The sequence below is a fragment of the Acinetobacter sp. Marseille-Q1623 genome, from assembly GCF_902809895.1.
In the GTDB taxonomy this organism is placed as follows: Bacteria; Pseudomonadota; Gammaproteobacteria; order Pseudomonadales; family Moraxellaceae; genus Acinetobacter; species Acinetobacter piscicola_A.
Window position 1 is genome coordinate 374,347 of sequence record NZ_CADDWG010000001.1, and the last position, 17,549, is coordinate 391,895.

A 17,549-nucleotide genomic window follows, 5' to 3' on the forward strand; every position below is an offset into this window, starting at 1 on the left:
TAAAGGACAAAGTTATCCAATTAACTCGACTCCTAACAAACATTTTAAATGTTAAAAACATGACTTTGATTTTGGAGGGGGAATCACTCAGATGTTTAGGTGAATTAAAAATCAGATGGAAGGTATGAAATTATACTTAAAAAGATATTGAAAATTACATATAAAAATGAATATATTTTTATTGCTAGTTTTCAAACTAAAGCATTAGTGATGGTTTATTTGAGTTTGATCATTAATCTGATGATGAAAAAGAGTGTGAGTAAGAATTTTTTATGCAAATAAAATATCAACTTATAAGGAATATAAGTTGCCATATAAGGATAAAGCGATATGAATAATTCGACTTATAATCAAGATCAAGATAAACCCATATCCAAGATATCGAGTACTTATGCATGGTACGTTGTTTTACTTTGTATGTTGGCGTATATCTTTTCTTTTATAGATCGTCAAATTTTAGCGTTGATGATTGAACCCATTAAAGCAGATCTGAATCTAACAGATACACAATTTAGCTTATTGCATGGTCTGGCATTTTCGCTTTTTTATGCATTTATGGGAATACCTTTAGCATATTTGGCGGATCGATTTTCACGCCCCAAAATTATTGCGGTTGGTATTATTTTCTGGAGTTTTGCAACAGCATTATGTGGCTTGAGTAAAAGCTTTATTCAATTATTTTTTAGCCGAATGGGAGTAGGTGTGGGTGAAGCTGCTTTATCTCCATCTGCATACTCAATGTTTAGTGATCTATTTTCCAAGGAGAAGTTGGGTAGAGCAGTCGCTGTTTATTCGATCGGCTCTTTTGTCGGAGGTGGTGTTGCATTTCTTGTTGGAGGGTATGTCATTGGTTTATTAAAAGATATGACATTAATCCAAATTCCTGTTTTTGGGGCAGTGAAGGCTTGGCAAATGGCTTTCATTTTGGTTGGACTGCCTGGTGTTTTTATTGGTTTATTATTTCTTCTTACTGTTCGTGATCCTAAACGCAAGGGGCAGCGTTTGGATGCTCAAGGTCAAGTTGAAAAAACATCTATACGGGAAACATTCAAATTTATTAAAAAGCATGGAAAAACATTCACTTGTCATTATTTGGGTTTCACTTTTTATGCTATGGCGTTGTATTGTTTGATTAGTTGGTCACCTGCATTCTTTATGCGTAAGTTTGGCTTAACTCCAACAGAAGCAGGGTATATGTTGGGGACAGTTTTATTGATTGCGAATACATTAGGTGTTTTTTGTGCAGGCTGGCTCAATGACTTTTTTATTCAAAAAGGGCGTCAAGATGCACCAATGATTACAGGAGTAATTGGTATTGTGGGTTTAATTTTACCATTAATCGCCTTTACTCAAGTTTCTCAACAATGGTTAGCGGTGACTTTACTTGCGCCTGCGATGTTTTTTGCATCTTTCCCAATGCCAATTTCAACGACTGCTATGCAGATGTTGGCACCCAACCAATTACGCGCTCAAATTTCTGCTGTATTTCTTTTAATTAGTAATTTAGTTGCAGTCGGGATCGGGACAACTTTGGTTGCCTTAATTACAGACAAGATATTTGAAAATCCATTAATGGTGGGTTCTTCTTTATCCATCGTTGGAGCTTGTTCATGTGTTTTAGCTTATATTTTATTAAAGAAAGGTTGTGTTGCATTTAGTAATAGTATGCAAGAAGAACATTCTACTTAAAATATTTTTATTGACATGATGCATTGGAAAACACTCCTCTAGTGTTGAGTGTTTGTCCAAGGTATTTGCATGGTTGGATGCAGAAGCCTGCTCAGTAAAATAATGAATGTTATTCAGTTATTTGCAAGTATGGAGTATTGTGATGAAAAATGCTTTAAATTTAAATCACTTGCATTATTTGGATGAATGTTTATTGTTTAGTTCAGATGACTATCAAACCATTAAAGATCAAATCAGTCATTATCTATGCCCGCATGAGTTTGATGTAGATGGAGCGCGTGATTTAAATACGAGGTTGAATGGTTTCTGTTTTGGTCATTCAGCTTTATATGATCTGAAATATAGTACATCTGTTGTGATTACGATTGATCAAACATCACAGAATTATTTATTTCGAATAACTTTGGAGGGGCAGTGTCAGGTGGGTAGTCAGCATCATCCTGTGTTGCAATCGGTAGGGATCATGACGGTCACTCATCCTAATCAAGCCCATCGGATTGTCACAGATCAGTGTTGTCGAAATATTATTTTAAAGTTAGCAAGAGAGGATGTTGAAACTCAATTATTTAAAATGTTAGGTGCAAGTCGACAGGAAATGGTGATTTTTGATCAGGCATTGTCCTGTACCAACGAGGGGATGAGTTCGATTGTTGAAACATTAAATTATTTATGTCATGCCTATTATCATATTGAAAATTGGAGTTTTATTTCAGAGAGTTTTACACAATATCTGATTGAACTCATTTTATTGAAAGTCCCTAATAATTATAGTGAGCAGTTAAATGCACAACGTTTAAATGTATTGCCGCATTATTTAAAAAAAGCACAACACTATATTGATGAAAATATTAAAAATAGCATCACTCTTGCAACCTTAAGTGAATATTGCCATGTATCGATCCGTACTTTACAAAAAGGTTTTAGTCAATATTTGCAGCAAACACCAATAGAATACATACGTGATCAGCGGCTCGCTGTCGTGCATCATGCCTTACAAGAAGCAGCTTCATCTCTCACTGTAACAGATATCCTTTTGCAATATGGTATTCAAAGTATGGGGCATTTTTCCACATTGTATAAAAAGCGTTATGGATGTCTGCCATCACAAACTTTAAAACAACAACTTTATGAGAAAGAAGCAACATCTGCGTAAATGGAATGCTTTGTGCGCATTTGGATGAGCGTGCGGCCTTTATATCTTCTATGCTGATTTTATTCATATCAGGAAGATGAAAAATGAAAATTACAGTACTCGGGGGTGGACATGGGTGTTATGCAGCGGCGGTGGATATGGCCGAGAAAGGTCATGATGTGGTGTTGTGGCGTCGTGACCAAGATGCATTGATTGAACTTGCTCAAGCCAAGATAATGAATATTAAAGATTTTAAAGGTAATCGTTCTGTCTCTGTGGGTTTTGAAAATAGCCAAATTAATTTATCAGTGGATTTGCAGCAGGCAATTCAACATGCCGAATTGATTATTATCCCACTTCCTGCGACGACACACTTAGAGTTGTCAAAACAAGCCGCTCCTTATTTTAAAGATGGTCAAGTGGTTTACTTACCTCCTGCAACATTTGGAACATTTATCTTCGCAAAAGCAGTCCACGATAGTGGAAATACTGCAAAAGTTGCTTTTGCAGAAACGGGTACTTTGCCTTATTTGGTACGTAAACACGGTATAAATCAAATTATCGTCAGTGGTTATGCGACGCGTTTACCCACGGGCGTATTTCCAAGTCAATTTGCAGAACATGCATTTAAAATTTTAAAACAGGCTTATCCAAGTATAGAGCCAATTGAAGATGCTTTAAGTGGCGCATTAATGAATGCAGGACCGATTATCCATCCACCATTGATTATGATGAATGCAGGACCACTTGAGCATTTTGAAACATGGGACATTCATAATGAAGGGACACAACCTGCTATTCGTCGAGTAACTAATCAATTAGATGCAGAGCGTATGCGGGTACGTGAGGCTTTAGGATATGGTGCACCGCATTTTCCACTCTCAGATCACTATAATAAGGAAGGTGAAGGTGATGAGTGGATGTATGGTCGTGGAGCTCACGGTAAGTTGACTGATAGTGGTGATTGGAGAGAAGACATTAATCTGCAAACGCATCGTTATATGCTCGAAGACACACGGTTAGGTTTATCATTTTTAGTTTCAGTAGGTCGTTGGGCTGGTGTTAAAACACCGATTGCAGAAGGCCTACTTAGCCTTGCTTCAGCGATTACAGGTCGTGACTTATATGCAGAAGGTCGTACTTTTGATCATTTGGGTTTGGCGACAAAGTCAAAACAAGAAATGCAGCAGATCTTGCAACAGGGGCTGTGAAATGAATAATCTTCAACAGGTTGCAGTACTTGGTGCGGGGCGTATGGGGAAGGCAATTGCGATTGCTTTTGCTTATGCAGGTCTTCATGTGAAATTAATTGATGCAAAACAACGTTCGGAGCAAGAATTTATACTGTATCAGCAACAGCTTGAGCAAGATCTTGAACAAGAATTAATGTTATTACAAAGGATTCAATTTGTACAAGCAGATCAAATTGCAGAAATTAAACAAAAGATTCAGTTGGTCGCAAAAATGGAATCGACTGAGTTTTTGAAACAGTGTGATTTAATTATGGAAGCTGTACCCGAAAAAATACACACTAAACAAGAAATTTTCAGTTGGTTGGATCAGTATATTTCTCCCCAATGTATTGTTGCTTCAACCACATCAACATTTTTAGTGACTGATATTGCGTTGATGTTGTCACATCCTGAACGTGTGATTAATGCACATTGGTTAAATCCTGCATATTTAATTCCTCTGGTTGAGCTGAGTCGTTCTGAGCAGACCGCAGACGAAGTTGTGGTTGAACTTAAGATGTTTTTAACAACAATAGGTAAGATTCCTGTGGTTTGTAATGCTAAAGCAGGTTATATCGTACCAAGGATTCAGGCATTAGCAATGAATGAGGCAGCACGTATGGTTGAAGAAGGGGTGGCATCTGTTGAAGATATTGATATTGCGATCCGCACGGGGTTTGGTTTACGTTTTTCTGTTTTAGGTCTCCTTGAGTTTATCGATTGGGGTGGTGGTGATATTTTGTATTATGCTGCGCAATATTTACAAAAAGAGCTGGGTGAGCGGTATCAAACACCCAAAATAATTGCTGAAAATATGCGTAATAATCGAAATGGCTTAAGAGAAAAGCAGGGTTTTTATGATTATGCAACGAAAGATATTGAGGCATATAAATTATCGGTACTCAAGACTTTTGCAGAACGCATTGCAACAGCAGGTGTAAAACCAAAATTTAATTGTCTCTCATAAGTCATTCGCTTATAGAGATGTAAATGATGATTTTATTTGTTGAAAAAACCATTGTCTTGACAATGGTTTTTTAGTGTTTTTTGAATCTAGTGTGTTGATTTTAGCTTGAAGGCATGAGATCAAATATTTTTTGTAGCTGAGAATTTAAAAGTTTTAATTCATCTTCTTCAAATGCGTGCAAAATCCCTGATAGTGTCACCTGACTAATTAAATTAATTTGTTCTACCATCGCTAAACCTTTTTCGGTGAGTTTCACCATTGAAATCCGCTCATCTAGCTCAGAAGAAAAAACTTCAACAATTTGATCTTCCACCAAGCGATAAACGGCTTTAGTTGCCGTTGTGAGTTTAAGTGTCGATAAATTTGCAATGTCTGTAATACTTGCCTGCCCCAAAGCGTTGGTACTGAGAATGATTTTACGTCGAGTATTGTCAATTCCTAATTTTTTGATTGATTTTTCAATAAGCTGTGAGTATTTCCCATTCACTTGTGAAATCCAGAAAAAAGGATAGTTTTTTAAACTTGCAGGTTCATTATTTGGTAGAAACTGTTCTAAATTTTGGAGCATAGTATTAATTTAGTTAAAAAAAATAATATTTTCAATTATACAAAAAAATAAGAAAAAAACTTAGATTTTAAAATAAAAATAACTTGACAATTACATGGCTTTTTCTATTATTGTATTTATATAAATAAAAATACATGGAAAAGTGAATGAATATTATCGCAGAAAAAATGCAAATAGGATCAGGAAAATTCACGGTGATGGTGAAAGATTCTATAGATATTCAAGGTTATAAAACAAAATCAGGTAGCCGTTCACTTGAAAATAGTGCTGTGGCTCAGGTACATGCTCAAGTCATCAAAAATCTTTTGGCACATGATTGCACTATCACGGCAAAAACCAATCTACACGAACTTGCATTTGGAATTACAGGGATTAATCATGCATTGGGCACACCGATTAACCCTAAGTACCCGGAGTTGATTCCTGGTGGTTCTTCAAGTGGTTCAGCAGCAGCCATTGCAGCTCATTTGGCAGATTTTACGCTAGGCACAGATACAGGTGGTTCTGTACGTATGCCAGCAGCATGTTGTGGTGTATATGGACTTAAACCGACTTTTGGTCGAGTGAGTCGTAAAGGTGTACATCCTGAACATAGTTCATTGGACTGTGTGGGACCCTTTGCAAATTCGGTGGAAATGATTGAAACCGCAATGCAATTTATTGATCCTAGTTTTCATGCGATGACACAGGATGATTTACCTCAACTGGCTATTTTAAATGTTCAGGCAGATGTTGTTGTTCAAGACACAATTCAAGATTTTTTAAAAAAAGCTCAAATGCAGCTACCCACTGTAGATATAAAGACTTTCAATTCAGCTTATGACGCAGGCATGCAAATCATCAATTATGAAAATTGGCAAGCCTATGGTGAGTTAACAAAAACAGGTTTGATTGGTGCTGACGTACAAGGGCGTTTATTAAAAGCTGCAGATACAACATTGGTTCAAGTAAAACAGGCAGAAAAAGTGAAAGCCCAATTTACTCAAGAAATCGATGCCTTACTTGAAAAATATGATGCATTGCTATTACCCACTTTACCTCAGATTCCCCCACGCGTTATCGATGCAGAAAATACCGTAGCATTTTTGAATTTAACTGCATTAGTTCGTCCTTTTAATCTATCTGGACATCCTGCCATCACTATTCCGTTGGAAACAAAGCAAGGTTTACCTGTAGGGCTGCAAATTATCACTAAAAGATCTGCAGACGAGCAATTGTGTGCGATTGCAAAATTTATTGTTAACGCAGCACATTAAAGAAACAAGGAGTTAGCGAATGAATGATTTATCTAAAGTGTTTAACTCTGATCAGAGCGGTGCTGTTGATATTCTCTGTCAGGAAATACGTGAACGTGCAGTGACAGGAGAGTTTGATGATCAGGCTTATGTCAGTCAGGATATTATTGAAAAACTAAAAAAAATTGGTGTTTATCGTGCTTTGGTACCAAAGCGATTTGGTGGTATGGAAGTATCACCCAGTGAATTTTGTCAATTAATTGAAAAATTATCTATGGCAGATGGTTCTGTGGGATGGGTGGCAAGTTTCGGTATGAGTCCAGCTTATCTGGGGAGCTTACCTGAAGAAACACTTAATATTTTGTATAAGAACTCACCAGATATCGTATTTGCTGGTGGTATTTTCCCTCCGCAACCTGCAGAAATTACGGACGAAGGTGTTGTTGTTAAAGGTCGCTGGAAGTTTTCAAGTGGTTGTATGGGAGCAGATATTGTCGGTGTGGGTATTTCTCCACGTAAAGATAATGAAGCGCAAGGTTTACCACGGATGGCTGTGATGCCAGCTAAAAAAGTAAAAGTCGACATGACTTGGGACACAGTGGGGCTAAAAGGTACAGGTAGCCATGATTTAGTTGTGGACAATGTACTTGTGACCAAAGCGTGGACATTTATTCGTGGAGAGCCATCAAAACTGCCTGAACCCTTTTTTAAATATCCTTCATTGTCTTTAGCCACCCAAGTTTTAACTGTCGTCGGAATAGGTGTCGCAGCAGCAGCTTTGGAAGAGTTTAAATTGCTGGCACCTGGTAAATCTTCTATTACAGGCGGTGCTGAAATCGCAAATCGTCCTGTCACACAATATGAATTTGCACAATCTGAAGCGGAATTTAAAGCTGCGCGCACTTGGTTTTATCAAGCCATGGATATTGTTTGGCAAGAAATTTTAGCGGGTAATCAACCTACGGAACAACAAATCAGTGATATGCGTTTGTCATGTACTCATGCGGCACGTGTCGCAGCACGTGTTGCACGCAAAATGCAAATGCTCGCAGGTATGACCGCAATTTACTCAAACAATATATTCAGTCGTTTTGTGAACGATACTAATGTTGTCACACAGCATGCTTTTATGGGAGATGCAACTTTATTAAATGCGGGTTCCATTAGTTTTGGTTTAAAGCCAACACCTGGTTATTTATAAGTTTGTATGGCAACAGATGAAGTGAGTATTGCGTGATGAATGAAATGAATTTGACAGCTATTCTAGCGCGTTTAAATCAACTAGAAGCCGAAACTGCTATTCGAAATTGCATCAATCGTTACATGGAAATTTGTGATGGCTTGGATGCTAGTACTGACCTAAATGAATTAATGGATTTATTTGACCAAAACAGTATTTGGGAAGGTATTGGTGAAAAATATGCGAAATCATTTGGACGTTATGAATCATGGCAAGACATCTATGCCATGTTCAAAAGCTATACGCAACAACAATCGCATTTTGTTATGAATGCTCATTTTGTGAGTTCGGAGCAAATTTATGTTGTAGAGCAGCGAGCTCGAGCTTCATGGCTAATGTTGCAAACCTCTACTTTTCGTGATGGGCAAAGCCATCTTAATGCAGCCAAGTTGACCATCAAATTTCAGCAACAAGAGGATGGGACTTGGAAAATTAAACATTTTCAGACTGAAAATATTTTTAGTCGCCCTATATCACACTGGAATAGCACTGCCGAATTGCCAGTACCAAACCAGAACGAAGCTTAGAATCAATTGATAAGGATCATGGATATGAACAGTATTATTCCAATGCACAATGCTGAACACGATTATAACGAACTTGTACAAAGTGATCGTGCCCATACTTCACTTTATAAAGATGCACAAATCTTTGAAGATGAAATGGAAAAAATTTTCTATAAAACTTGGGTTTGGGTAGCACATGCCAGTGAAATTCCAGATGCAGGCAGTTATAAAACCATGAATATTGGGAAACAACCTGTCGTAGCAGTACGAGACCGAAAAAAGAAAGTGCATGTGTTATTAAACCGCTGTCGTCACCGTGCTGCGACAGTGTGTGAACATAAAAAAGGTAAGACCAATAGTTTTGTTTGTCCATATCACGGGTGGAGCTATGCACTTGATGGTAGTTTACGTGGTGTACCATCTCCTGAAAGTTATGGTGACTGCTTAGATAAATCAGAGTTTCCATTAATCAGTCTACGTGTTGAAGAATACAATGGGATGATTTTTGCTTCATTCAACCATGATATTGAACCCTTGGAAGATTTCCTTGGTGGTGCAAAAAAATGGATCGATTTGTTTATGAAACAAGGAGCAGGTTATCCGATAAAAGTTCTTGGTGAGCATCGTTTTACATTCCCAGGCAATTGGAAAATTCAGCTCGAAAATACGACGGATGCATATCATTTTCCATTGGTACACAAATCATTCCTGAGTTCTGTTGATGAAAAAACAGAAGAGCTATTTAACTTTGAAAATCAACCAGGTTTTGTTGAAGACTTAGGTAATGGTCACAGTGTGATGGTGATGATTCCAGAATTGGTTGATTTAGATGAAGAGTTGATGGAGCGTCCGATTCAAGAGCGTTTTGAAGACTTAGCACAAGCGCTACGTGATGAAGGTCATGAAGAACTTGAAGTACGTCGTATTGTCCGTGCAGTTGGTGGTACAGGCTTTAACCTCAATATTTTCCCGAATATTGCATGCTCTATGGCGTTCTTCCGTGTGATGCAGCCAATTTCTGTAGAAAAAACCGAGATTCACCATTCTGTAATTACGATGGATGGCGGTCCACAAGTGGCGAACCAATATCGTTTACGTTTACATGAGCATTTCCAAGGTCCGTTTGGTTTCGGTACACCGGACGATGCGGAAGCATGGGAGCGTGTACAACACGGTGCAAATGCAGGGAATGATTTATGGATCATGTTGAACCGTGGCTTACCGGGTGAAGTGAAAACTGAAGATGGTGTAAAAAGCGATGTAAGTGCAGAAACGGGAATGCGCGCTGCTTATCAGCAGTGGAAAAAGTTGATGACGGCTTAAGGTGGAATAGCATGAAAATTGATTTAAATTTACTCAATGAAGTAACGGCTTTTATTTGGGCTGAAGCAGATATGTTGGATCATTCTGAGCATCATGCTTGGTTAGATTTATGGAATGAAAAGGGTGTTTATATCATTCCGATTGATCCAACATTGACGGATTACGAAAATAATTTGAACTATGCTTATGACGACCATCACATGCGCAAACTACGTGTTGAGCGTTTAGAAAATGGTGAAGCGATTTCAACGGCACCTAAGGCCAATACTGTACGTAGTGTATCTCGTGTGCGTATTTTAAAAGATGAAAATGGTGAAATTATTTTACGTTGTGCACAAAACTTACGTGAATTTCGTAAAGAAAATTTAAAACATTATACCGCTGATGTCACTTTTCATTTAGTACGTGATGAAGCACAAGGTTTTAAAATTAATCGTAAAATTATTAATTTAGTTAATTCTACCGATACTTTAGCGGGTATCAGTTACATTCTCTAGGAGAAAAAAATGAAACAAGTTGTTTTAGTGACGGGTGCCGCTTCAGGTTTAGGCAATGTCATTGCAGAATATTTCGCAGCTCAAGGGCACCAAGTGATTTTATCAGCAAGTACATTGGAAAAAGCTAAAACTGCTCAAGGAAAAAGCCAATTTGCTGAAAACTTATTTCCATTGAAATTAGATATATCTGTCGAAGCAGATTTTCATGCAGCAGTGCAGTGGATTGAGCAAAAATTTTCAAAACTAGATGTTCTAATTAACAATGCAACTGTGACTAAGGCAACGCCTGTACTTGAAATTACTGCTGCTGACTTTGACTGGGTAACACAAGTCAATCAGCGTGGTACGTTCCAAGCATGTCAGATTATTGGTCAATATATGGCTGACAAGGGATATGGTCGTATTGTCAATATGGCGTCTTTAGCTGGGCAAAATGGGGGAACTGCAACAGGTGCGCATTATGCAGCCACTAAAGGCGCCATTGTGACCTTAACCAAAATTTTTGCCAAGGAATTCGCAGCCAAAGGTGTAACAGTGAATGCGATTGCACCTGGACCAATGGAATCTCCTATTGTGCATAGTGTGGTTTCAGATGAAAAGATGACCCAATTTATCCAAAATATTCCAGTGAAAGCATTGGGAAGCATGGAGTTTATTGCGGAAACTTGTGCTTTGTTGGCGAGTCCAACTGCTGCATTTGTGACGGGAGCAACTTGGGATATCAATGGCGGATTATTTATGCGTTAAGCCTTGAGCTGATGCATTGTTGGGAGATAAAAAATGACTACACTTTATGATGTCGTTGTTAAAAACCGCCATGTAGAAGGGGGAAATGTTGCTGTCATGGAATTTGAGTCAGCAACTGCTTCTGCATTGCCGAAAATTGAAGCGGGTGCACACATTGATGTATATCTACCGAATGGTATGGTGCGTCAATATTCATTGTGCCAAAACCCAGATCAGCAAGGTATTTTTCGTTTAGGCATTTTACGTGATCCTGAATCACGTGGTGGATCAGTTTCTGCATTTGATGATCTCAAAGATGGGATGCAGATACAGGTGAGTGAGCCCAAAAATTTATTTCCTTTAGCTAAAGCGAAACATTCTGTTCTGATTGGTGGTGGAATAGGAATTACGCCATTAATCACTATGGCATATCAATTGGCACAAGAGGGTGCATCATTTGAACTACATTACTGTGGTTCAAGTCCTGAACGATCTGCTTTCGTTGACGAGCTTAAGCAAGGTCAACTTGCTGAGTTCACAACCTTTCATTTTAAATCTGAAGGTGCAAGCCACCGTGAGTTTTTTGAATCCGCAATTCAAAATATTGATGCAGAAAGCCATATTTATACCTGTGGTCCAAATGGATTTATGGATTGGGTGATTAATTTAGCAACTACTCAACATTTTCCTGAGCATCAAATCCATAAAGAATATTTCCAAGTAGATGTGGAAACAGGTGGTGATGCATTTGAAGTTGTTGCGCAACAAAGTGGCAAAATTATCATGGTGAATGCTGAAGAAACGATTTTACAGGCATTAGCACGTGAAGGCATTGAAATAGAAATGTCATGTGAGCAAGGTGTATGTGGCACGTGTATGTGCGATGTGATTGAAGGTGAGCCTGATCATCGCGATGTGTATTTTACCGATGAAGAAAAAGCCAGTAATGAACAAATTCTTGTATGTTGTTCACGTTCAAAATCTGCACGTTTAGTGCTTGATATATAACTGATGAACGACACTAGATTCTAGTAGGAATTGGATTAAAGCTTGAGGAGACAATAATGAATACATTACCAGCCAAGGAAACAGCAACAATAGATCCAATAAAATTCCGTCGAGCACTCGGCAACTTTGCGACAGGTGTCACTATTATGACTGCGCAAAGTGCAACAGGAGAAAAGGTGGGTGTTACGGCAAATAGTTTCAACTCTGTTTCGTTGGACCCTGCATTAATTTTATGGAGCATAGATAAAAATTCATCTAGCTTTCATGTGTTTGAGCAAGCCACACATTTTGCTGTAAATATATTATCGGGTTCGCAAATTGAGTTGTCTAATAAGTTTTCACGCCGAAATATAGATAAATACGAAGGAACAAGCTACCGTGAAGGGGTAGGTTCAGTACCTATTTTAGATCATTGTTCTGCAGTTTTTGAATGTGAACGTCATCAGATTATAGAGGGAGGGGATCATTGGATCATCATAGGAAAGGTGGTTGATTTTCATGATGAAGGTCGCAGTCCGCTCGTTTATCATCAAGGTGCATACTCAGGTGTTACGCCACATCCATTGTTACAGGTGAAGGATACTGTAGAGCCAACAGCGGATAGTGTAGGTGAAATGCATCATGGTCATTTATATCGCAATGTTTGCTACCTGATGAGCCGCGCTTTTAAATTTTATCAGAATGATTATATTCCTAAGCAGTTAGTTACAGGCTTTAGAACAAGTGAGGCTCGTTTATTACTCGTTTTGGGCAGCGGTACTTCGTCTAGTAAAGCTGATTTACCGCGTGATATTGCTATGCCAATGCGTGAAGTAGAGCAATCCGCAGCAATTTTAGCAAAAGAAGGTCTTTTAACTGAACAGGATGGTTTTTATCTTTTAACTGAAAAAGGGAAAAAGACAGCACATTATCTTTTTGATATTGCAGACAGCCATCAAAATGATGTATTTGAAAAATATCCAGAAAGTGAAAAGGAAATTTTCATTAAAATTTTAATGGATATTGCTGGTGTTGTATGAAATGTATTCCGATAAGTGTTTTAGGCGCTTATCGGAATTCAAAATTAGATCTTTTAAGTCGGGTGAGGTGTACTATTTTATATAGGCATATCTCACAAGCTTTATTTGATGGATTTTATAATTTTGGCGTTAAATTTGACTGCAGAAATTTTTACTTTTTTACTGATGTTAAGCTTCGAAAGCATATATTTACCTCACGAAGTGAAAGCCTCTGTTTTGCATAACCATTAATTTATTCCCCTTATTAATATTTAGAAATAATATGCTCGAATAAAAAAATAAATTTTTAAAGGAAAGAATGGTTTAATTTAAATCAAATGATCAAAAAAAATATTTAAATATGTATTTATAAAACAATATTTTATATTTACTTTTAAATGTGGTATTAATTATTAAAAAGTCTCCATTTGTTAAAAAGTCTCATTCAGCAGTCTATAGGTGAATTTTTCATAGACTTGTAATTTATAGTGATTAGACATTGACAAAGGAGCTAGTCATTATGCTTACCAAAGAACAAAATGAGTTAATTACGGATGTAAGTCCAGGTTCAGCATTAAACAAATATTGGAAAAGATTTTGGTTACCTGTATTACGTGGTGCTGCGCTCGAAGCAGGCGGCACACCTAAAAAGGTAGAAATGCTGTGCGAAAAATATGTGGCTTTCCGTGGTGACAATGGCAAAGTAGGTTTTCTTTATGAAGCGTGTCCACACAGAGGTATTTCCTTGGCGATGGGGCGTAATGAAAACAACCGTTTGACCTGTATTTTCCATGGTTGGAGTTTCGACGCAGAAGGAAACTGTACCAATATGCCTACAGAAAAAGACCAATCTTTCTGTAGCAAAGTCAAAGGACAAGGATTCCCCGTAAGGGAAGCGGGTGGAATCGTATGGGTATATCTCGGTGAGGGTGAGCCGCCTAAATTTAATGATTATGCATTTACTCAACTAGACAGCATTCATGTACGTCCACGTGCATCTTATAATGAAGCGAATTGGTTCCAAAATGTTGAAACATTAATGGATTCGGCGCACATTAATTTACTGCATAACGATTCAACTGCAAATGCAGATATTCCACAACATGGTTTACAACTGACAGCTGGAAATAACACACCAAAATATACTTTTGAACCTCGTCCATACGGTCTACGTTCTTATTCACTTCGTGAAAATCCTACGGGTAATCAAGATTATCTGCGTGTGACTGAGTATGTTGCACCAGGAACCGCTTTTATTGGGACAACAGATGCAGAAGCAGGTTTTGTGATCATGGTGATCCCTGTTAATAATACGCGTAGCTTACAGTGGTATGTGTATTGGGATGCTAGACAACCGATTAATGATAATCTTCCTGATTTCTCTATGGATGGTACGGATGAAGACGATGATAACTTTGCTGCTTCACGTCAAGGCTTGCCATTTTATGGACAAGACCGTGAAGCAATGAAAGCAGGCAAAAGTTGGACTGGTGTTCCAGGGGTAATTTTTGAAGATTATGCCGTTGCTGAAAGTATTCCGATTGTAGACCGTACTCGTGAATTTTTAGGGAGTGGTGACTTAGCCATTGTTCGTACTCGTCGTATTTTATTAGAACGAATTAAATTATCTACTGAAGATAAAGAATGCGTTTTTGCAGATGAAATAGATTATCGTTCATTACGTGCCTTGGCTGATTTAATTCCAAAAGGTGCAGACATCAAAGAACATGCTTATGCACGTGAAGCTGAGCGTCGTATTAAATTATATCCTGCGGATGAAAAAACAGAGGAAGCAACAGCTTAAATAGCGGGTTGATTTGTGTTTTTTCACTCAATATTTAGGTAGGAGTAAAGTTATGGAGCGACTAAAGGTTAGAGTAAAAACAATTACTTATTTAGCCGATGGTATTTTGGGTTATGAGTTTTCTGCTGTGGATGGTGTGCAATTGCCATCATTTTCAGCTGGGTCAAATATTGATTTAATCGTAGAGGGTATTCCTGTTCGTAGTTACTCTCTATATAACAACTTTGATGTGACTAACACATATAAAGTTGCGATCAACCGCGATGAAAACAGTCGTGGTGGCTCAATTGGATATCAAAATAATCTAAAAGCTGGACAGATTATCGAAATTTCTGAACCACGTAATAATTTTGAATTTCATGGCGACAAAGATGAAATTGTGTTTATTGCGGGGGGAATTGGGATCACTCCAATCCTTTCGATGATTGAACAAGTCAAGACCGATCATTGGAAGCTCTATTACTTTGCTCGTGCTCAGGATAAATGTGCTTTTTTTGATGAATTAAAAGCACAATATGCGGATCATGTTGAAATTATTCTTAACTCAGAGGGTACAAGTAAACGGATTTCGCATGTTTTTGAAGCACATTCTCCTGAAAATACAGAGTTTTATTGTTGTGGTCCAAAGGCGATGATTGATGATTTTAAATCTCATCACACATCGTACCCATACTGCTATTATGAATCATTTGTTGCAGAGCATGAAGCATCAACAGAAAACTCCTATACTGTTGAGTTGCGTAAAAGCAATAAATTGATTGAAGTGGTGCAAGGAGAGACCTTGCTTGATGCTTTGTTAAAAAATGGTTGTGATGTGATGAATTCTTGCCGTGAAGGGGTTTGTGGTGCTTGTGAAACACTAATCCTAGAAGGAGAAGCAGATCATCGAGATTCTATTTTAACCGATGATGAAAAAGCAGAAAATAAAACTATTTTCCCATGTTGTTCAAGTGCAAAAGGCAAGCTGCTTGTCCTTGATATTTAAGCCATGTATTTGAGGCTGGATCAGATTATTTTTTATTATTAAAAGATATCTGATCTAGATGATATGGTAGTAATGCTCCTAAGCCCAAATTTGAAAGAGAGATTTTAGTATGGAGGATATTGGGCTTAAATTTTTGAGCTTAGATCAGCACTAAAGTTTTTCTTTGGGATTTTGTTGTAGATATTCTTTTAAAGATATACCCATATGCTTTTGAAATAAATAATTAATCTTATTTATATTTTCAACCCCAGAGTTTTGACAGACTTGATCTATCGGCTGACCTGCTGCAAGTAACTCTTTGATAATACTGAGGCGTTTATGACTCAGAAAATTGTAAGGCGTTGTTCCAAAAGTTTTTTTAAATTCACGAAATAAATGTGAGCGTGACCAATTCATCGTGTTACAGAAGTCTTCGATATTAATTTTAGACATGTAATTGTGTTCTATAAATTCTTGTAATTTTTTGACCTGAAAAGAAGTAAAACCTCCTGTGATGACATTTTTTTCTTGAAAGTTATCTAAATATTTGTCTTTAAGATGGGCAAAGCATTCCTGATACATTTTTAAAATAAAGGTTTTTCGTTCTTCGCTATTTTTATAAGATAAAATCATTTTGAATAGACCTTCAACCCAATTATCTTTAATTCCATGTAATTCATTGTTTTGTAGGGCATGTGCAATTTCTTCGGGATTAAAGGCCACAATGTCTTTCCAAAAGTATAAATGGGCATAGCGTAGTTTATTATAGAGATTCCACTCATAACTATTTAAGCCATAGAGCGCGATTGAATTGAATTTAACGTTATTGTGTCCAATCACATTATTTCGTACACGAATGCTCCCTGTAATATGAAAGGTCAAGCAGATTTCTTCTAATTGAGGTTCAATCAATTTGATGTTGTTGGTTTCCCAAATTGCAAAAATGGGTTGCTCACCAACAAAAATACTTTCTAATAAGGTAGCATTGGGATTATTTAAGATGGTTTCAAAAGCAGTTTTACCTTGACTGCTGACTAATTGGGTCGCTGGGAGAGAAGAATCGTTGAGATTATCCATTATCATCCTTGAGATCAATATTTAAAACGATCATGATGGTGGTGTAGCATAATGTTTTATTCGAAACTGTTTTAGGATTCATGTCTGTATTGAGGATAAAATCGACAAAAATAAGCTGGATCTTTAAAGTCCAATGGCTAAGCGATACTCCAGATGGGCAGTGAGGTTGTACAGAATAAACATTTTGCCGCATGAATTGTTCGTTGAGCAATATATTTTTACAGGATTGACTTATTAAATGCTTGAATAAATCATTTAAGCGTAAATCACGGATATACAATATGTTGCTGTATTCAGATACACACCGATGTTGATCATAATACAGTTCAAATAAGTTTGAAAACTGTAAAAATAGAAATTGATCATCTATGTCGTGTGCTGTAGAGCCCTTGTGTTTGGAAAATGAGCCAATAAAAGCGAATAGCTGTTTTAGGGTTTGATTGAGAAAATTAATCTCAGCATGTGCTTTATTTTTTTGTATTTTATTAATAAATTCAATATATTGCTCCATGCCTAACCAAGTCTGTGCATCAGTCGTTGTTAAATTTTCAAGTGATACAGAGCATGCGCATAATACCCTAAT

The 17,549-nt window shown here is 37.3% G+C and carries 17 protein-coding genes; 14 read left to right on the forward strand and 3 right to left on the reverse strand.

Features of this window, described 5'->3' with window-relative positions:
- The first annotated feature begins 330 nt into the window (after positions 1–330).
- The 4 genes from HUV91_RS01745 (at position 331) to HUV91_RS01760 (ending at position 5,020) form a co-directional block, all read left to right on the forward strand.
- The gene (locus HUV91_RS01745) at positions 331–1,689 is read left to right on the forward strand and encodes a spinster family MFS transporter (protein ID WP_130073069.1); all 1,359 of its coding nucleotides are present in this window, start codon (positions 331–333) and stop codon (positions 1,687–1,689) included.
- A 142-nt stretch (positions 1,690–1,831) separates the two neighbouring features.
- The gene (locus HUV91_RS01750; RefSeq protein ID WP_130073070.1) at positions 1,832–2,842 is read left to right on the forward strand and encodes an AraC family transcriptional regulator; all 1,011 of its coding nucleotides are present in this window, start codon (positions 1,832–1,834) and stop codon (positions 2,840–2,842) included.
- A gap of 83 nt (positions 2,843–2,925) precedes the next feature.
- A complete protein-coding gene (locus HUV91_RS01755) occupies positions 2,926–4,032 on the forward strand; it encodes an NAD/NADP-dependent octopine/nopaline dehydrogenase family protein (RefSeq protein WP_174492332.1) in 1,107 nt (368 codons plus the stop codon).
- A 1-nt stretch (position 4,033) separates the two neighbouring features.
- Entirely contained in the window at positions 4,034–5,020 is a 987-nt protein-coding gene (locus HUV91_RS01760; RefSeq protein WP_174492333.1) for a 3-hydroxybutyryl-CoA dehydrogenase, read from the forward strand.
- A 100-nt stretch (positions 5,021–5,120) separates the two neighbouring features.
- Here the strand turns inward: HUV91_RS01760 and HUV91_RS01765 are convergent, their stop codons facing one another.
- Positions 5,121–5,588 carry a MarR family winged helix-turn-helix transcriptional regulator gene (locus HUV91_RS01765; protein ID WP_130073073.1) on the reverse strand — a complete coding sequence of 156 codons (468 nt, stop codon included), beginning with the start codon at positions 5,586–5,588 and terminating at the stop codon, positions 5,121–5,123.
- Between the two features lie 146 nt (positions 5,589–5,734).
- Here HUV91_RS01765 and HUV91_RS01770 point away from each other — a divergent pair, with 146 nt between their 5' ends.
- The 10 genes from HUV91_RS01770 (at position 5,735) to HUV91_RS01815 (ending at position 15,910) form a co-directional block, all read left to right on the forward strand.
- A complete protein-coding gene (locus tag HUV91_RS01770; RefSeq protein ID WP_130073074.1) occupies positions 5,735–6,844 on the forward strand; it encodes an amidase in 1,110 nt (369 codons plus the stop codon).
- Positions 6,845–6,863: 19 nt separating this feature from the next.
- Complete coding sequence (locus HUV91_RS01775) at positions 6,864–8,024, forward strand: acyl-CoA dehydrogenase family protein (protein WP_174492334.1); 1,161 nt, start codon at positions 6,864–6,866, stop codon at positions 8,022–8,024.
- A 35-nt stretch (positions 8,025–8,059) separates the two neighbouring features.
- A complete protein-coding gene (locus HUV91_RS01780; RefSeq protein WP_130073076.1) occupies positions 8,060–8,590 on the forward strand; it encodes a nuclear transport factor 2 family protein in 531 nt (176 codons plus the stop codon).
- A gap of 24 nt (positions 8,591–8,614) precedes the next feature.
- A complete protein-coding gene (locus HUV91_RS01785; protein WP_174492335.1) occupies positions 8,615–9,892 on the forward strand; it encodes an aromatic ring-hydroxylating oxygenase subunit alpha in 1,278 nt (425 codons plus the stop codon).
- Positions 9,893–9,903: 11 nt separating this feature from the next.
- Positions 9,904–10,389, forward strand: coding sequence for an aromatic-ring-hydroxylating dioxygenase subunit beta (locus HUV91_RS01790; RefSeq protein ID WP_130073078.1), 486 nt, complete (start codon positions 9,904–9,906; stop codon positions 10,387–10,389).
- Between the two features lie 9 nt (positions 10,390–10,398).
- Positions 10,399–11,136: an SDR family NAD(P)-dependent oxidoreductase gene (locus HUV91_RS01795; RefSeq protein WP_130073079.1), complete on the forward strand. Its 738-nt coding sequence runs from the start codon at positions 10,399–10,401 to the stop codon at positions 11,134–11,136.
- Positions 11,137–11,169: 33 nt separating this feature from the next.
- The gene (locus HUV91_RS01800) at positions 11,170–12,123 is read left to right on the forward strand and encodes a PDR/VanB family oxidoreductase (RefSeq protein WP_174492336.1); all 954 of its coding nucleotides are present in this window, start codon (positions 11,170–11,172) and stop codon (positions 12,121–12,123) included.
- Positions 12,124–12,179: 56 nt separating this feature from the next.
- Positions 12,180–13,142, forward strand: coding sequence for a p-hydroxyphenylacetate 3-hydroxylase reductase component (locus HUV91_RS01805; RefSeq protein WP_130073081.1), 963 nt, complete (start codon positions 12,180–12,182; stop codon positions 13,140–13,142).
- Positions 13,143–13,641: 499 nt separating this feature from the next.
- On the forward strand, positions 13,642–14,925 hold the full coding sequence (locus HUV91_RS01810; RefSeq protein WP_174492337.1) for a Rieske 2Fe-2S domain-containing protein: 1,284 nt from the start codon (positions 13,642–13,644) through the stop codon (positions 14,923–14,925).
- A gap of 52 nt (positions 14,926–14,977) precedes the next feature.
- On the forward strand, positions 14,978–15,910 hold the full coding sequence (locus HUV91_RS01815; RefSeq protein ID WP_174492338.1) for a PDR/VanB family oxidoreductase: 933 nt from the start codon (positions 14,978–14,980) through the stop codon (positions 15,908–15,910).
- Positions 15,911–16,060: 150 nt separating this feature from the next.
- On the opposite strand, the gene HUV91_RS01820 is transcribed toward HUV91_RS01815, so the two are convergent.
- Together HUV91_RS01820 and HUV91_RS16530 are read right to left on the reverse strand one after the other, a co-directional pair.
- Positions 16,061–16,966 carry a helix-turn-helix transcriptional regulator gene (locus tag HUV91_RS01820; protein WP_174492339.1) on the reverse strand — a complete coding sequence of 302 codons (906 nt, stop codon included), beginning with the start codon at positions 16,964–16,966 and terminating at the stop codon, positions 16,061–16,063.
- Positions 16,959–17,477, reverse strand: coding sequence for a hypothetical protein (locus HUV91_RS16530; protein WP_217431185.1), 519 nt, complete (start codon positions 17,475–17,477; stop codon positions 16,959–16,961). Before HUV91_RS16530 ends, HUV91_RS01820 begins: the two co-directional genes overlap by 8 nt.
- Positions 17,478–17,549: the final 72 nt, after the last annotated feature.

Coding starts and splice junctions, on each gene's coding strand:
- HUV91_RS01745 (WP_130073069.1), top strand. CDS start 331: ATGAATAATTCGACTTATAATCAAGATCAAGATAAACCCATATCCAAG.
- HUV91_RS01750 (WP_130073070.1), top strand. CDS start 1,832: ATGAAAAATGCTTTAAATTTAAATCACTTGCATTATTTGGATGAATGT.
- HUV91_RS01755 (WP_174492332.1), top strand. CDS start 2,926: ATGAAAATTACAGTACTCGGGGGTGGACATGGGTGTTATGCAGCGGCG.
- HUV91_RS01760 (WP_174492333.1), top strand. CDS start 4,034: ATGAATAATCTTCAACAGGTTGCAGTACTTGGTGCGGGGCGTATGGGG.
- HUV91_RS01765 (WP_130073073.1), bottom strand. CDS start 5,588: ATGCTCCAAAATTTAGAACAGTTTCTACCAAATAATGAACCTGCAAGT.
- HUV91_RS01770 (WP_130073074.1), top strand. CDS start 5,735: ATGAATATTATCGCAGAAAAAATGCAAATAGGATCAGGAAAATTCACG.
- HUV91_RS01775 (WP_174492334.1), top strand. CDS start 6,864: ATGAATGATTTATCTAAAGTGTTTAACTCTGATCAGAGCGGTGCTGTT.
- HUV91_RS01780 (WP_130073076.1), top strand. CDS start 8,060: ATGAATGAAATGAATTTGACAGCTATTCTAGCGCGTTTAAATCAACTA.
- HUV91_RS01785 (WP_174492335.1), top strand. CDS start 8,615: ATGAACAGTATTATTCCAATGCACAATGCTGAACACGATTATAACGAA.
- HUV91_RS01790 (WP_130073078.1), top strand. CDS start 9,904: ATGAAAATTGATTTAAATTTACTCAATGAAGTAACGGCTTTTATTTGG.
- HUV91_RS01795 (WP_130073079.1), top strand. CDS start 10,399: ATGAAACAAGTTGTTTTAGTGACGGGTGCCGCTTCAGGTTTAGGCAAT.
- HUV91_RS01800 (WP_174492336.1), top strand. CDS start 11,170: ATGACTACACTTTATGATGTCGTTGTTAAAAACCGCCATGTAGAAGGG.
- HUV91_RS01805 (WP_130073081.1), top strand. CDS start 12,180: ATGAATACATTACCAGCCAAGGAAACAGCAACAATAGATCCAATAAAA.
- HUV91_RS01810 (WP_174492337.1), top strand. CDS start 13,642: ATGCTTACCAAAGAACAAAATGAGTTAATTACGGATGTAAGTCCAGGT.
- HUV91_RS01815 (WP_174492338.1), top strand. CDS start 14,978: ATGGAGCGACTAAAGGTTAGAGTAAAAACAATTACTTATTTAGCCGAT.
- HUV91_RS01820 (WP_174492339.1), bottom strand. CDS start 16,966: ATGGATAATCTCAACGATTCTTCTCTCCCAGCGACCCAATTAGTCAGC.
- HUV91_RS16530 (WP_217431185.1), bottom strand. CDS start 17,477: ATGGAGCAATATATTGAATTTATTAATAAAATACAAAAAAATAAAGCA.